This window comes from Glycomyces buryatensis, assembly GCF_004912275.1.
Lineage (GTDB): Bacteria > Actinomycetota > Actinomycetes > Mycobacteriales > Micromonosporaceae > Glycomyces > Glycomyces buryatensis.
In genome coordinates this window covers 13,829-28,918 of record NZ_STGY01000039.1, presented here as the reverse complement: position 1 = coordinate 28,918, position 15,090 = coordinate 13,829, and the positions used below count along the sequence as shown (strand labels likewise).

General features: G+C 70.5%; 17 protein-coding genes. 13 read left to right on the top strand and 4 right to left on the bottom strand.

The annotated features are described in order from the left end of the window. The first annotated feature begins 5 nt into the window (after positions 1-5). The 10 genes from FAB82_RS09645 (at position 6) to FAB82_RS09600 (ending at position 10,043) form a co-directional block, all read left to right on the top strand. Positions 6-1,517 carry an aldehyde dehydrogenase (NADP(+)) gene (locus FAB82_RS09645; protein WP_136534334.1) on the top strand — a complete coding sequence of 504 codons (1,512 nt, stop codon included), beginning with the start codon at positions 6-8 and terminating at the stop codon, positions 1,515-1,517. A gap of 145 nt (positions 1,518-1,662) precedes the next feature. Next, the gene (locus tag FAB82_RS09640) at positions 1,663-2,490 is read left to right on the top strand and encodes a phosphotransferase enzyme family protein (protein WP_136534333.1); all 828 of its coding nucleotides are present in this window, start codon (positions 1,663-1,665) and stop codon (positions 2,488-2,490) included. A 164-nt stretch (positions 2,491-2,654) separates the two neighbouring features. Continuing rightward, positions 2,655-2,888, top strand: a complete 234-nt coding sequence (locus tag FAB82_RS09635) for a hypothetical protein (protein WP_136534332.1) — start codon at positions 2,655-2,657, stop codon at positions 2,886-2,888. 327 nt (positions 2,889-3,215) lie between these two features. Beyond that, on the top strand, positions 3,216-4,670 hold the full coding sequence (locus FAB82_RS09630; RefSeq protein ID WP_136534331.1) for a family 43 glycosylhydrolase: 1,455 nt from the start codon (positions 3,216-3,218) through the stop codon (positions 4,668-4,670). 172 nt (positions 4,671-4,842) lie between these two features. Continuing rightward, the gene (locus FAB82_RS09625; protein ID WP_136534330.1) at positions 4,843-5,352 is read left to right on the top strand and encodes a mycothiol transferase; all 510 of its coding nucleotides are present in this window, start codon (positions 4,843-4,845) and stop codon (positions 5,350-5,352) included. A 136-nt stretch (positions 5,353-5,488) separates the two neighbouring features. Then, complete coding sequence (locus FAB82_RS09620) at positions 5,489-6,301, top strand: ABC transporter ATP-binding protein (RefSeq protein ID WP_136534329.1); 813 nt, start codon at positions 5,489-5,491, stop codon at positions 6,299-6,301. Next, positions 6,298-6,966 (top strand): ABC transporter permease, encoded by a 669-nt coding sequence (locus FAB82_RS09615; protein ID WP_136534328.1) that lies wholly within the window; start codon positions 6,298-6,300, stop codon positions 6,964-6,966. Before FAB82_RS09620 ends, FAB82_RS09615 begins: the two co-directional genes overlap by 4 nt. Further along, positions 6,963-7,694 carry an ABC transporter permease gene (locus tag FAB82_RS09610; protein WP_136534327.1) on the top strand — a complete coding sequence of 244 codons (732 nt, stop codon included), beginning with the start codon at positions 6,963-6,965 and terminating at the stop codon, positions 7,692-7,694. The genes FAB82_RS09615 and FAB82_RS09610 overlap by 4 nt, the downstream gene beginning before the upstream one ends. Continuing rightward, positions 7,691-8,593, top strand: coding sequence for an ABC transporter substrate-binding protein (locus tag FAB82_RS09605; RefSeq protein WP_136534326.1), 903 nt, complete (start codon positions 7,691-7,693; stop codon positions 8,591-8,593). Before FAB82_RS09610 ends, FAB82_RS09605 begins: the two co-directional genes overlap by 4 nt. 16 nt (positions 8,594-8,609) lie before the next feature. Continuing rightward, positions 8,610-10,043 (top strand): dihydrolipoyl dehydrogenase family protein, encoded by a 1,434-nt coding sequence (locus FAB82_RS09600; protein WP_136534325.1) that lies wholly within the window; start codon positions 8,610-8,612, stop codon positions 10,041-10,043. Between the two features lie 24 nt (positions 10,044-10,067). On the opposite strand, the gene FAB82_RS09595 is transcribed toward FAB82_RS09600, so the two are convergent. Beyond that, positions 10,068-10,334 (bottom strand): dihydrofolate reductase family protein, encoded by a 267-nt coding sequence (locus tag FAB82_RS09595; protein WP_136534324.1) that lies wholly within the window; start codon positions 10,332-10,334, stop codon positions 10,068-10,070. 61 nt (positions 10,335-10,395) lie between these two features. Continuing rightward, positions 10,396-10,797 (bottom strand): nuclear transport factor 2 family protein, encoded by a 402-nt coding sequence (locus tag FAB82_RS09590; RefSeq protein WP_136534323.1) that lies wholly within the window; start codon positions 10,795-10,797, stop codon positions 10,396-10,398. Positions 10,798-10,890: 93 nt separating this feature from the next. On the opposite strand from FAB82_RS09590, the gene FAB82_RS09585 reads away from it, so the two are divergent. From FAB82_RS09585 to FAB82_RS09575, 3 genes are all read left to right on the top strand, one after another. After that, positions 10,891-11,259 carry a winged helix-turn-helix transcriptional regulator gene (locus FAB82_RS09585; protein ID WP_136534322.1) on the top strand — a complete coding sequence of 123 codons (369 nt, stop codon included), beginning with the start codon at positions 10,891-10,893 and terminating at the stop codon, positions 11,257-11,259. Positions 11,260-11,372: 113 nt separating this feature from the next. Next, positions 11,373-11,813, top strand: coding sequence for an RbsD/FucU family protein (locus tag FAB82_RS09580; protein WP_136534321.1), 441 nt, complete (start codon positions 11,373-11,375; stop codon positions 11,811-11,813). Further along, positions 11,810-13,018, top strand: coding sequence for an alpha-L-fucosidase (locus tag FAB82_RS09575; RefSeq protein ID WP_136534320.1), 1,209 nt, complete (start codon positions 11,810-11,812; stop codon positions 13,016-13,018). The genes FAB82_RS09580 and FAB82_RS09575 overlap by 4 nt, the downstream gene beginning before the upstream one ends. A gap of 82 nt (positions 13,019-13,100) precedes the next feature. On the opposite strand, the gene FAB82_RS09570 is transcribed toward FAB82_RS09575, so the two are convergent. Continuing rightward, complete coding sequence (locus FAB82_RS09570; RefSeq protein ID WP_136534319.1) at positions 13,101-14,120, bottom strand: helix-turn-helix domain-containing protein; 1,020 nt, start codon at positions 14,118-14,120, stop codon at positions 13,101-13,103. A gap of 53 nt (positions 14,121-14,173) precedes the next feature. Continuing rightward, positions 14,174-15,013, bottom strand: coding sequence for an alpha/beta hydrolase (locus FAB82_RS09565; RefSeq protein ID WP_136534318.1), 840 nt, complete (start codon positions 15,011-15,013; stop codon positions 14,174-14,176). Positions 15,014-15,090 lie beyond the last annotated feature (77 nt).

Below are 15,090 nucleotides of genomic sequence, written 5' to 3'. Positions count from 1 at the left end.
CCGCAATGAGCGCCGAGACCAGCATCGACCCCCGCACGGGGGCGCCGTACGGGGTCGCCTTCGCACCGACCACGAGTGCCGAGGTGGCCCGGATCGCCGCGGCGGCGGCCGAGGCGGCCGGACCCTTCGAGGCGGCCGGGCGCGGCTTCCGGGCCGGCCTGCTGCGGGCGATCGGCGACGCGCTGGAGGACGCCCGCGAGCAGATCGTCACCGTCGCCGACCGCGAGACCGGCCTGGGCGAAAAGCGCCTGGGCGGCGAGCTCACCCGCACCGTCTACCAGGCGCGACTCTTCGCCGACGTGCTCGACGAGGGCTCCTACCTGGAGGCCGCCATCGACCACGCCGGCCCCACGCCCATGGGGCCGGGTCCCGATCTGCGGCGCATGCTCGTCCCCATTGGACCGGTCGCGGTGTTCGGCGCCGGCAACTTCCCCCTCGCCTTCGCCGTCCCCGGCGGCGACACCGTCTCGGCGCTGGCCGCCGGATCCCCGGTGGTGATCAAGGCGCACCCGTCCCACCCGGCGACGTCCCGTCTCACCTTCGACCTGATGGCCCGGGCCGCCGCTGCCTTCGGTGCGCCCCAAGGCATTCTGAGCCTGGTGTCCGGTCTGCAGGCCGGGGCCGACCTGGTCGCCGACCCGCGCATCCGCGCCGTCGCCTTCACCGGCTCCCTGCGCGGCGGCAAGGCCCTGCTGGAGATCATCAACGCTCGGCCCGAGCCGATCCCGTTCTACGGCGAGCTCTCCAGCCTCAACCCGGTCGTCGTCACCGAGGCCGCCGCCGCGACGCGCGGCGACGCCATCGCCGCCGGCCTGGTCGGGTCGTTCACCGCCTCGGGCGGGCAGCTGTGCACCAAACCGGGCCTGGTATTCGTCCCCGCGGGCGAGGCCGGGGACGCACTGGTCGCTGCCGCCGTCGCCGCGACCGGTGACGTCGCGGCCCCCTGGGCGCTGGGCGAGAACATCGGCGCCGCCTACGACGGCATCGCATCGGGCCTGGCCTCGCGGCCGGGCGTGAAGGTCATCGCCGAAGGGGGCCCCGTCCCGGGCGAGGGCTTCGCCATGCGGGCCCGGCTGCTGACCGCCCGGGCCGCCGACCTGAGCGAGGCCGATACCGAGGAGTGCTTCGGGCCCTTGGCGATCATCGCCCGCTACGACGGCGAGGCGGACCTGCGTTCGGCCCTGGACCGGCTGCCCGCGTCGCTGACCGGAACGCTGCACTGCGAAGACGACGAGGACGACCTCGCCGTCGAACTCACCGAGGCGCTGCGCGCCAAGGCGGGCCGAGTTCTCTACAATGGATTCCCGACCGGCGTGCTGGTCTCTTGGGCCCAGACCCACGGCGGCCCTTGGCCTTCGACCAATACCGCCCACACCTCGGTGGGCACCACCGCGATCCGCCGCTTCCTGCGCCCCGTCACCTGGCAGGACGCACCGGAGGCGGTCCTCCCGGCCGAACTTCAGGACGGCGATGCAGGCATCCCGCGCCGCATTGACGGGCGGCTCATGCTGCCTTAGAACTTGCTTCAATCCGATCAGGCGAGTATGGATCGCCCCCACGCCGGGCACTGCGAATACACCTCGGCCGGTACGAAAAGCGCTGGGCTGTTCCGTGCCGCGGCCGATAGCGTGTACGGCGTCAGACTTCAGAAGAGGAGGGGCGATGCAGGAGCCAGAGAAGTCGCGTGCGGTCAAGACGGCCGAGTCGATCTTGGCTTCGCTCGGCCTGGCAGCAGACGAGGCGGTCGTGATCCACGACTCGAACAAGCTCACGCTGCGGTTGCTGCCCTGCGATGTCCTGGCCCGGATCGCGCCCGCGGCGCACGGGGACGCGGAGTTCGAGCTCGACCTCGCCCTGCGCCTTGCCGAGGCGGGGTGCCCGGTGGCGGCGCCCGATCCTCGAACGGAACCGCGGGTCTACGCGCGCGATGGCTTCGACATCACCTTGTGGACCTACTACGAACCGGTTGCGCCTCAGGAGATTCCGCCGGGCGAATACGCCGAGGCGCTCGCGCGGCTCCACACCGGGATGCGGCAGGTCGAGATGCCGACGCCGCATTTCACGGACCGAGTCGAGTCGGCGCAGCAGCTCGTGGCCGACCGCGAGCTTACGCCAGAGCTGATCGAGGCAGACCGGGAACTACTCGCGGACACGTTGCGGGACCTGCGGAGCGCGGTCACCGGACGCGGCGCCGAACACCTGCTGCACGGCGAGCCGCACCCGGGGAACCTCCTCGCCACCAAGGGCGGGCCGTTGTTCATCGACTTCGAGACCTGCTGCCGGGGGCCCGTCGAGTTCGATCTCGCCCACGCCCCCGACGCGGTCGGTGATCACTACCCGGGCGTCGACCGTGACCTGCTGTACGAGTGCCGCATCCTCATGCTGGCCATGATCACGACGTGGCGCTGGGACCGCGAGGACCGGCTCCCGGACGGGCGCCGGCTCGGGAAGGAAGGGCTCGGGCAGATCCGCGCGGCGCTCGGGCGCTGATGAAAGGCCTTACAGCCGCGACCCTGAACCGTCAAGAGCATCAGTCCGGTTGAGAATGGATCGATATTCGTCGTCCCCGAAACCGTTCTGCCGGACGGAAACCGACGCGAGGCGACCAGGGGAGGATTGCGGTGATGATATTCAAAGGGATCGAATACTTCCCGGTGACCGATGACCCCGAAAAGCTGGCCTACCCGCACAGGAGATCGGACGCCGGCGCCGACTCGAAGGAACTGGCCGAATTCGCGGTCACCCTCGGCTTGACGCCCCCGGGCCGCCCAGCAGGCGGCAAATTGCCATTGATTGCCATGGTCTGGCCTGCGGGCGAAGCGACCGGCCTGCTGGTGTGGGACATCCATGAAATGGAGGAGGCCGACCGCGAGGAAGGACGGCACTGACCTGGCATGAAGGCCAGGGCTCGTGCAAGTTCCCGATGGCTTCGGTTGACGGTGGTTCTCGCTCCAACCCGATCGACAGTGACTGTCGGCTTTCCGACAGCGAATTCACCCCGACAAAGCTTGCGCCGCACCAGGCATCCCAATGAAGGGTCCGCCGCTGTTGCGACCGGCGCCGGGGTATCGCGGGCAAGAGCTCGAAGCATTCGTAGTGGTGGATGTATTGACTTGCCCGACCCGGGTTGTTAACGTGAACATCACCTGGTGGCCACCGTGCTCCCCCGGCACGTGCAGGCACGCCCGGTGCCCATGTACCCCTAAGGAGCAGTCATGCGTACCTCACCGTTCAGTCGCCGCCGGCTCTTCCAGACCGCCGGCGCGGCGGCCGTCGTCACCGCCGCGTCCACCTTCGGCATCGCCGCCCCGGCCTCGGCCGCACCGGGCGTTCTCTACACGAACCCGCTCATCCGGCAGCGCGCCGACCCGTTCATCGTGCGGCACACCGACGGCTACTACTACTTCACCGCGAGCGTCCCGACCTACGACCGGATCGTCATGCGCCGCTCGACCACGTTGCAGGGCTTGGCGACCGCCCAAGAAGTCACGGTGTGGTCGAAGCACACCAGCGGGCCGATGAGCTACCACATCTGGGCACCGGAGATCCACTACATCAGCGGCAAGTGGTACATCTACTTCGCCGCCGGGCGCGCCGAGGACGTCTGGGCCATCCGGATGTACGCCCTGGAGAACGCCAGCGCCAACCCGATGAGCGGCACCTGGACCGAGAAGGGCCAGATCACCACCCCGCGCGACTCGTTCGCCCTGGACGCCACCACGTTCACGGACGGCGGCACCCGCTACCTGTGCTGGGCGCAGAGCGACCCCGAACTGGGAAGCGGGACCAGCCTGTACCTGGCGGCGATGTCGAACCCGTGGACGATCACCGGCACCCCGGTCCGCATCAGCAAGCCCACCCTCTCCTGGGAGGTCATCGGCCACAAGGTGAACGAGGGCGCCGCCGTCGTGAAGCGGAACGGGCGGATCTTCATGACGTTCTCGGCCAGCGCCACGGACGCGAACTACGCGGTCGGTCTGCTGACCGCCTCCGAAGGCGCCAACCTGCTCAACGCGTCGTCGTGGGTCAAGAACCCGCAGCCGGTGCTGCGCAGCAACGAGTCCACGAGCCAGTACGGGCCGGGCCACAACTCGTTCACCGTCTCCGAGGACGGCCAGAGCGACATCATCGTCTACCACGCGCGGCCGTACAAGGACATCAGCGGCGACCCGCTGTACGACCCGAACCGGCACACCAGGATCCAGAAGTTCTACTGGAACGCTGACGGCACACCGAACTTCGGGATCCCCGTGGCGGACGGCCCGACCCCGTACCGGTTCGCGGTCCACGGGGCATCCGGGGTGTTCCTGAACCACTACGATTTCCGGCTCAGGGCGAACGCGAGCCCGGCGATGCTGGCCGACTCGCAGTTCCGGATCGTGACGGGCCTGGCCGGGTCGGGGACGGTGTCGCTGGAGTCGGCGAACTACCCGGGCTACTTCCTGCGGCACAAGAACTACGAGGTCTGGGTAGAGCGAAACGACGGCTCGTCGCTGTTCAAGGCGGATGCGAGCTTCCATCGGCGCAGCGGCCGGGCCGATGCCGCGGGCGCCTCGTTCGAGGCGACGAATGCCGCGGGCCGGTACGTCCAGAACGTCAATGGCATGGTGAATCTGCTGGCGGCCACGACCGACACCGCCAGGGCCGCGGCGACGTTCCACCTCGAATAGCGCACTCGAATCGGGCACTTGGGCGGTCATCGCAATGATGGCCGCTCATTCGCGTTCGAGATTCCCATCGGCGCCGCGGTCGCTCGGTCTGGTGAGAGGATGGGCCTGTCCGCCCGCGGCGTGTCGGGGCGGGCCGAGAACCCTTGACGGCGAGTGCGAACGGGTGGTTTCCATGCAGGTCAGCGAGGTCTTCGCCGATGCGTTCGAGCGGACGCGGGAGGAGGTCCACGCCGTGCTGGACGGCCTCTCCCAGGAGCAGTTGGACACGCGGCCGGGGCCCGGCGCGAACTCGATCGGATGGCTGGTGTGGCATATCGCGCGGGTCCAGGACGACCATGTCTCGGACGTCGCCGGACGGGCGCAGACGTGGACCGCGGACGGGTGGCACGAGCGGTTCGGACTGCCGCTCACGCCCGTCGACATCGGGTACGGGCACACCAGTGAGCAGGTGGCTCAGGTCAGCGGGATCGCCGCGGCCGAACTGAGGGCCTACTACGACGCGGTCCACGCCGCCAGTCTCGACTACGTCGGGACCGTCTCGGCCGCGGATCTCGACCGGATCGTGGACACGAGCTGGGATCCGCCGGTGACCCTGGGCGTGCGGCTCGTGAGCGTGGTGAACGACAATCACCAGCATGTCGGCCAGGCCGCCTACGTGCGGGGGCTGATCGAATCGAGCTGAGCGCTCGGCCCGCGCCCCTTCGGCGCTACCGCTTGGGCGGCAAAGCGACTCGAACCTGTCGCGGCGATTCGTAGTGTCGGCCTCCAGACGGTAGAGTTCTGCGTCTGGACAGTCCGGAGTGCGGACGGGAGCGGACATGATCGAGTTCGAGTCGGTGTCGAAGACGTACCCCGGCGGCACCGTCGCGGTCAGGGAGTTCTCACTTCAGGTGCCTTCGCACCGGACCGTGGTCCTGGTCGGCTCGTCGGGTTCGGGCAAGTCGACCCTGCTCCAGATGGTGAACCGCATGGCCGAACCCACCGGCGGACGGGTCCTGATCGACGGGGACGATGTCGCCGGCCGTGACGCGGTGGCGCTGCGCCGGTCCATCGGCTACGTCCTCCAGCACGGAGGCCTCCTGCCGCATCGGACCGTGCTGGACAATATCGCCACCGTCCCGGTCCTCAACAGGACCCCGCGCCGGCGCGCCCGGATCCAGGCCGCGGAACTGCTCGAACGCGTCGGCCTCGACGAGTCGCTGGGCACCCGGTACCCGTCCCAGCTCTCGGGCGGCCAGCAGCAACGGGTCGGCGTCGCACGCGCGCTCGCGGCCGACCCGAACATCCTGCTCATGGACGAGCCGTTCGGCGCGGTGGACCCGATCGTGCGCCGCGAGCTCCAGGCGGAACTCGCCCGGATCCAGGCCGACCTGGGCAAGACGATCGTGTTCGTGACCCACGACGTCGACGAGGCCCTGCGGCTCGGCGACGAGGTCGTGGTGCTCCGGCGCCACGGCGTGATCGCCCAGCGCGGCACCCCCGCACAGATCCTGGCCGCCCCGGCCGACGACTTCGTGCGCGACTTCATCGGCGCCGACCGGGACGAGCGCCGGCTCACGGTCGAACGGATCGACGGCCGCGATATCGCCGTGGACGGCACCGGGCGTCCGATAGGGGTGCTGGACTCATGACCTGGTTGGCGCTGAGCTGGCCGTACGTCCTGGAATTGACGGGGGAACACCTGCTCCTGAGCGTCCCGGCGGTCCTGTTGAGCGTGCTCATCGCCATCCCCATCGGACAGTTGGCGAACCGGCGGCCGACCGTCGGCGGATTCGTGCTCGGCGCGGCGAGCCTGATGTACGCGATCCCGGCGCTGCCGCTGCTCATCATCATCCCGGTGGTCTTCGGCTTCCCGCTGCGGTCCCCGGCCACGGTGATCACGGCCCTCACGGTGTACGGGACCGCGCTGCTGGTGCGGACCGCCGCCGACGCGTTCGGGTCGGTGGACGCCGAGGTGCGCGCGGCCGCGCTCGCCGTCGGCCATTCGCCGCGCGGCGTGTTCTGGCACGTCGACCTGCCGCTGGCGGTTCCGGTGCTGCTCTCCGGTGTGCGGGTGGTCGCCGTCAGCACGGTCAGCCTGGTGACGATCGGTGCGCTCATCGGCGTGCCCAGCCTGGGGTCGCTGCTCACCGACGGCTTCCAGCGCGGCATCACCGAGGAGGTCATGGTCGGTGTGGTCGCGACGATCCTCGTGGCGCTGGTGCTCGACGGGCTGCTGATCCTGACCGGGAGCGCCCTGGCGCCGTGGGCACGCCGGCGGAGCCCGCGCCCGAAGATCCTGGGGGCCACTCGATGAACCTGTTCATGGAGGCCCTCGCCTGGCTGGGCGACCCGGCGCACTGGTCCGGGGGCGGCGGCATCCCGACCCGCATCCTGCAGCACCTCGCGATCACCGCCGCCGCGGTCGGGATCGCCGGAGCGATCGCGCTGCCCGCCGGCATCCTCATCGGACATACGCGGCGCGGCGCGGGCCTGATCGGGGCACTGTCGGGCGCGGCCCGCGCGATCCCGACGCTGGGCCTGCTGACCCTGTTCGGACTGGCGTTCGGCATCGGGCTCAAGGCGTCGCTGGTGGCGTTGGTCGTCCTGGCGGTCCCGTCGATCCTGGCGGGCTCCTACGCGGGAATCCAGGCCGTCGACGCCGCGACCGTCTCGGCGGCCAAAGCGGTCGGGATGCGCCCGAGCCAGGTGATCTTCGGCGTGGAGCTGCCGCTCGCCTCGCCGGTGGTCATCGGCGGCATCCGCGCGGCGACCCTCCAAGTGGTCGCGACCGCGACCCTGGCCGCCTACATCGCCGACTTCGGCCTGGGCCGATACCTGTTCTCCGGCTTGAAGTCCCGCGACTACGCGCAGATGCTGGCCGGGGCCCTCCTGGTCGCGGCCCTCGCACTCGCGCTGGAGCTCGCCTTCGCCGCCGCGCAGCGATACGCCGCGTCCCGGCACGCCGCCCCAGCCCGTTCGGCCGGGCTCTTCAGATCCGACCGGACCGACACCCGACCCGCTCAGAAAGGCCCGACCTCATGAAACGACGCGTATTCTCCGCGGTCCTCGCACTCGCGGGAACGTCCGCGCTCACCGCCTGCTCCAGTTCAGACCCATTCGACTCCGGATCCGATGGCGGCGACGGAGCGACGATCGTCATCGGCTCCCAGGACTACTACTCCAACGAGATCGTCGCCGAGATCTACGCCCAGGCGCTCGAGGCGGAGGGGTACACCGTGGACCGCCAGTTCCGCATCGGGCAGCGCGAGGCGTACCTGCCGGAGATCGAGGAAGGCCAGATCGACCTGTTCCCCGAGTACACCGGCCCGCTGCTGCAGTACTGGAACCCCGACGCCGCGGTGAACCTGTCCGACGAGGTGTACGCCGAACTGGAGCAGACCGTGCCCGACGGGCTGCGGGTCCTCGACCAGTCCGCGGCGAACGACCAGGACTCCTACACGGTCACGCAGGAGTTCGCCGACGAGTGGAGCCTGACTGAGATCGGCGACCTCGCCGACGTGACCGACCCGCTCGTGCTGGGTGCGAACTCCGAGGCCGAGACCCGACCCTTCGGTCCCGACGGCATGAAGGAGGCCTACGGCATCGATATCGGCTTCACGCCCATCGAGGACGGCGGCGGCCCGCTCACCGTGCAGGCGCTCGAGGACGGGGACATCCAGCTGGCGGTCGTCTACACCGCTTCGCCCTCCATCGCCCAGGGCGGCCTGGTGACGCTCGAGGACCCCGAGGGCCTCTTCCTGGCCTCCAATGTGGTGCCGCTCGCCAGCGACAATGTCGACGACGACGCGGCGGCCGTCGTCAACGGCATCAGCGCGAGCATGGACACCGCCGACCTCATCGCCCTGAACGTGCGCAGCGTCGAGGAGGAGCTCCCGGCGGCGACCATCGCCGAGGACTGGCTCGCCGAGAATTCGAAGTAGCGAAGGGATCAGGCGCATGGAATCCAAGGAAGCGCGCGAGGTGGACGTCGTGGTGATCGGCGCGGGCGCGGTAGGCGAGAACGTCGCCGACCGGACCGTCCGCGGTGGACTGGAGACCGTGATCGTCGAAGGCGACCTCGTCGGCGGCGAATGCTCCTACTGGGCGTGCATGCCGTCGAAGGCCCTGCTCCGCTCGCCGCAGGTCCTCGCGGCCGCCAAGGCGCTCCCCGGCGCCGCCGAGGCCGTCACCGGCGACCTCGACGTCGCGGCGGTCCTGCGCAGGCGCGACTCGTTCACCAGCGAATGGTCGGATTCGGGTCAGGTGGGGTGGCTCGAAAGTGCCGGGATCGGCCTGATTCGCGGGCACGCGCGGTTGAGCGGCGAACGCGAGGTCACGGTGACGGCCGACGACGGAAGCACCCAGGTCATAGGCGCTCGGCACGCGGTCGTGGTCTCGACGGGCTCGGTCGCGAACATTCCGGACATCCCGGGGCTGCGCCGGGCTCGTCCGTGGACGAGCCGGGAGGCGACGAGCGCGCACTCGGTGCCCGAGAGCCTCGCGATCATCGGCGGCGGCGTCGTCGCGGCCGAAATGGCGAACGTGTACGCGGCGTTCGGCGCCGAGGTCACCGTCATCTCCAGGAGCGGCCTGCTGGCGGGCGTCGAGAGCTTCGCGGCCGACATGGTTATCGAGTCCCTGCGCTCACAGGGCGTCCAGATCATGACCGGCGTCGAGACCCGGAGCGTGGAGCGAACGGACGACGGGGTCCGCATCGAGACCGACGCGGGCACCGTCACCGCCGCCGAGGTGCTCGCGGCGGCCGGGCGCAGGCCCGCGACCACCGACCTCGGCCTCGACCGGATCGGCCTCGAACCCGGCTCGACGCTCGAGACCGACGACACGCTTCGCGTCGACGGCTTCGACTGGCTCTATGCCACCGGCGATGTCAACGGCCGGGCGCTGCTGACCCACCAGGGCAAGTACCAAGCCCGCGCGGCAGGCGACGTGATCGCCGCACGCGCCGCGGGCCGCCCGGTCGACGACGTGCCGTGGGGCGCGCACGTGGCGACCGCCGACCACAACGCGGTGCCGCAGGTCGTGTTCACCGACCCCGAGATCGCCGCCGTCGGACCCACCGCCGAGCAGGCGCGCGAAAGCGGCAGGACCGTCCGGGTCGTCGACTACGACCTGGGCCATGTCGCGGGGGCGAGCCTCTCCCGCGACGGCTACGAGGGGGCCGCGCGCATGATCGTCGACGAGGACCGCGGCGTGATGATCGGAGCGACCTTCGTCGGCCCGGACGTCGCCGAACTCGTGCAGACGGCCACCACGGCGATCGTCGGTGAAGTCCCGATCGACCGCCTCTGGCATGCGGTCCCGGCCTACCCGAGCGTCAGCGAGATCTGGCTGCGCCTCCTGGAGGAATACGGGCGCCCTTCCGGGACCTGAATCCCCGGCCCGGTCGACGGGATACTAGCGGCGCACGTCGTAGACGAAGTGGGTCACGCCGTCACCGGGCACGACCTTCGAGGGATTGCCGAACATGAGCGGTTCGTGCGTCCCACCAGCGGCGAAGAACGGGCGGCCGGAGCCGAACACCACCGGGACGACGTTCATGACGACCTGGTCGATGAGGCCGAGCCGGAGCGCCTGGCCGCCGATCTGGCCCGCGGCGACGTCGACGAGCCGGTCACCGGCGTACTCCCGGGCCGCGGCGATGCCCTGCACCCGCCCGAGCACGAATCGATCCCGCCCACGCGCCGGGTCAGTCCCAGACGGCGGACGGGATCGTCGGTGTCGCTCAGACCTGGCCCCAGAAGGCGTCTTCGGCGTCCTGGTCGGCCGAGAACAGCCACATCTCGGCGATCTTGCCGCCCTCGACACGCAGGACGTCGATGCCGTCCATCGACATCTCGGCGCCCTCGCGCTCGCCGGAGAAGTGCACCGGGAACGCGGCCAAGTCGCCGTTGATCATCGGTCCGCCGGTGAACTTGAGCGCGAACGTGCCGGCGGTGAGGTCCATCTGGCCGCCGATCATCTCCCCTACCGCCGCCGCGCCGTCCTTGAGGCCGGCGAAGCGGTGGCCGCCGGGCTGGTGCCAGGCGATATCGGGGGCGAACAGGCCGGTGGCGGTGGGGATGTCGCCGGAGGACATCGCCTCGTAGTACTGCTGGGCCACGGCGGCGGTGTTGGACTCGGTCATCGGATCGCTCCCTAGTGCGTTGTGCCTGCGTTCCGTCTATAGTCACTATCGGAAACCGGCCACTGCAACGTAACCATTGGAGTTTTGTGTCGCATGTCATACGAGCCTGATTGGAATGTGCTGACGCAGACCTGCCCCTCGCGCACCTCGCTGGCGAGGATCGCCAACAAGTGGACGGCGATGATCGTCATCGTGCTCGGCAAGGGCCGCACGCGCTTCCGCGATCTGCGCCACGCGGTGGAGGGCATCAGCGGGAAGGTCCTCACCGAGACGCTGCGCGACCTCGAACGCGACGGCCTGGTCGCCCGCCATGTCTTCGCCGAGGTCCCGCCCCGGGTCGAGTACGAGCTGACCGACCTGGGCCGCACCCTGTACGGGCCGCTGAGCGCGATCGGGCAGTGGGCCGAGGCCCACATCGCCGAAGTCCTCGACGCGCGCGAGTCCTACGACCGCCAACGCTGACGGCGCGATGGTGAAAACCGACCACTAGTCGGTGAACACAGCCCTTCCCGTCACCGACGCCCGCTCCTAGGCTCGACGGATGGCGGCCCCAGGCCGTCGATCGAAAGGACGGCATGCTCACCTACGACCTCATCCACCCTCCGCTCCTCGCCGCGCTCGCGTCGGCCGGGCACGGTTCGCGGATCCTCATCGCCGACGGCCACTTCCCCTGCTCGACGCACACGAATCCGGCGGCGGCGATGATCCACCTCAACCTGCGCCCCGGCCTGCTGAACGTCGACGACGTGCTCGTGACCCTGCTCGACGCCGTCCCGGTCGAGCACGCGACCGTCATGGGCTCGGGCGGCCCGCCCGTCACCGCCCACGACGGCTACCGAGTCGCACTCGGAGCGCACGTCCCGTTCGAGCAGGTCGAACGGTTCGCGTTCTACGACCTCGCCCGGACACCCGACACCGCCGTGGTCATCGCCACCGGAGACCAGCGCCAGTACGCGAACCTGCTGCTGACCGTCGGCGTCGCCGGCGTGACACCCCGAAAGGAGCACTCATCATGACTGGAACGCACCGCGAGGGCCTTCCCGACTGGGCGCGGGAGGCGAGCTTCGGCGTCTTCATCCACTGGGGAGCGTACTCGGTGCCCGCGTGGGCCGAGCCGATCGGCGCGCTGGGCACGATCCCCGACGAGCAATGGTTCGCCCACAACCCCTATGCCGAGTGGTACGCGAACACCATCCGCATCGAAGGGTCGCCGGCCGCGCGGCACCACGCGGAGGTCTACGGGTCGGCGCCCTACGAGGACTTCCTCGACCGGTGGCAGGCCGAGAGCTACGACCCCGCCGAATGGGCGCGGCTCTTCCGAAGGCTGGGCGCGGACTACGTCGTGCCCGTGACGAAGCACCACGACGGCGTGACGCTGTGGGACGCGCCCGGGAGCGAAGGGTTCAACTCCGTCGACCGCGGCCCGAAACGCGACCTGATCGGCCCGCTCGCTGCGGCGGTGCGCGCGGAGGGGATGCGCTTCGGCGTCTACTACTCCGGCGGCCTCGACTGGTCGGTCGCCGACCATCCGCCCATCGAGATCGTCGACCACCTCCGCACGCACCGGCCCGTCGACGCCGAGTACGCCGCCGCGGCCACTGCTCACGTGCGCGACCTGATCGACCGCTACGAGCCGTCGGTGCTCTGGAACGACATCGACTGGCCGGACGCTGGGAAGGCGGACGGCTCGCTCGCCGAGCTGATGGCGCAATACCGCGGCGTGGTCCCCGACGGCATCGTGAACGACCGCTGGGGCGCCGACGTCTGGGACTACCGCACGAGCGAGTACTCCGCGGGATCGAACCACGAGACGGGCACCGGCTGGGAAAACAATCGCGGGCTCGGATTCTCCTTCGGCTACAACCGGATCGAGGACCAATCGCTCACCCTGAGCCCGCGGGGACTGGCGCAGCACTACGCGGACGTGGTCGCACGGGGCGGCCGGTTCCTGCTCAATGTCGGACCGGACTCCTCCGGCCGCATCCCCGATGTCCAGTTGCGGACGCTCGAAGGCGTGGCCGCGTGGATGGCCGAGGTCAAGCCGCACACCACCGACCGGCGGTTCCCGGGCGACGATGAAGTCGCGGTGTCCGCCGACGCGGACAACTGGTGCCGCACCTGGGCGAGCGGCGGCCGGCTCGTGGTGGTCGCCGACCGGCCCGAAGCCGTCCGCGTCACCGCGCCAGGCTACGAGATCGTGCACGTCGCCCTTCCCGAGTGACCGCCGGAGCGAGCCGAGCGAGAGGTCGGCGGGAGGGTTGCGGACACCGTTCCCGCCGACCTCTGACTCGGCGTCATCGGCTTCAGCGTTCGGGCTGGAGGTCCTCGCTGTGCGCGATGCGCCAGAGCGCGAGGGCGATGGCAGCGCGTTGGCGACCGCCGGGTCGTGCCAGCGCGATGTCGTGCCGGGCCTCCAGCCACGCGAGACGTTCCTGGAGGGTGGAGTGATGGACGTGCAGGCTGCTCGCGGCCTGGCGCAGGCTGGTCTGGTCGAGGGCGGCCTGGAGCGTGTCCACTATCCAGGGATGCGACGCCAGGGCCTGGTCCAGGCGTTGGACTTCGGGCACGGCCCCGGCCTCTTGCGGCGTGAAGCGCTCGGCGAGGGCGGCGACGGCGCCGAGGTCCTCGTAGCGCACCACGGACGCGCCCGGCCCGTCGATGCGATCGACCAGGCGGAACGCGGTGGCGGCGCGTTCGAGCGCGGTCGGCAGGTCCGCCGGTTCACGCGCCACTGCAGTGCCGGCCCACAGGTCGGGCGGGAAGACGGGTGTTCCGGGAGCCAGCGCGACCACATACCGACCCACGGTGGTGGCAAGCGGCCCCGGCCGGCCGGGGGCGGTGCCGACGACGACGGTCACCGGACCGGTGAGACCGAGGGCCTCCACCGCGCTCCGCCGGTCAGTCTCGGCGGCATCCGGGTCGCATGCGACCCGGACCAGGGCGCCGGTGGTTCGCGGGACGGATCGATTGAGCGCCTGGACGGTCCGCGCCGCGCGCTCCAGCAGGAGCGAATCCAGCGGACCGGCCGCCGCGGCGGGCCGTTCGAGCCAGACCCGGGTGCCGATGCGACCCGGCACCGCCAGCCGCGCCGACGAGACGTGCTCGGTGTCCGGCAGCCGCCTGCCCTCGGGATCGAACCGCCGGACGACACCGCGTTCGGCGTCGTGCAGGCCGGCTGGGCAACCCGCCAGCGCCGCCATCGCCCGGACCACGGCCGCGGACGTGGCCCGCTCCTCGACGAGGCGGTCGAAATGGTCGATGACGCGCAACGCGGCGGCCGAGGGGTCGTCGCTGGACTCCAGCTTGCCGATGAGCTCACGCACTCGAACCTCCAACGCCGCCCTCACTGCTCCTGTGTGTGAAGGCTAGCTCCGCCTCAGGCTTCGAGGGCCCGCCGGATGAACTCGTCCCGGGTGGCGTTCGAAGCCCGTGAGACGGCCGCATGCCCCGCTATCATGTCCGAGGCGTGGAAGGCCCCGCCCCACATGTGCAGGTCGACGTTCACTCCGGCTTGGGAGAGCCGGGTCGCGTAGTCGAGGATCTCGTCGCGGAAGACCTCCACCGAACCGGTGTCGATGTAGGTGCGTGGCAGGCCGGTGAGGTCCTGGGCGCGTGCGGGGGCGGCGTAGGGCGACACGTCGGGGCCGCCGCGCCGCTCGCCGAGCAGTGCGGTCCAGCCGAAGAGGTTGGCGTTGCGGTCCCACACGCCTTCGCCGTCGAGCATGCGGCTGCTGTGGGTCGCGAAGCGGTCGTCGAGCATCGGGCAGATGAGGATCTGGTGGCTGAGGTCCGGGAACGCCCGGTCGCGGGCGAGGAGCGCGGTCCCGGCGGCGAGGCCGCCGCCGGCGCTGCCGCCGACGATGATGAGCCGGTCGGGGTCGATGCCGAGTTCGGACGCGTGCTTCGCCGTCCACGCCAGTCCGGCGTAGCAGTCCTCGACCGGCGCGGGGTCGGGGTGCTCGGGGGCGAGGCGATACTCCACCGAGACCACGACGGCGTCCCCGTCGGCGACGTACGGCAGGTTCAGTTCGACGCCGGACCGGCGGTCGCCGAGGATCATGCCGCCGCCGTGGATGTTGAAGATGCCGCCGACCGGGCCGCGAGGGCTGGCCGGGCTGAGGATGAGCAACGTGATCTCCGGTGCCCCCTCCGGGCCGGGAACCTGGCGTTCTTCGACCCGGACGCGCCCGCCCACCGTCAGATCCGTCGGCTCCACGACCGAAGGCTATGCGCGTCTTGATGGGTGGTCGATTCGGGCGCTCGCGCGCAAGTTCAAGGTCGGTCGGGACCACG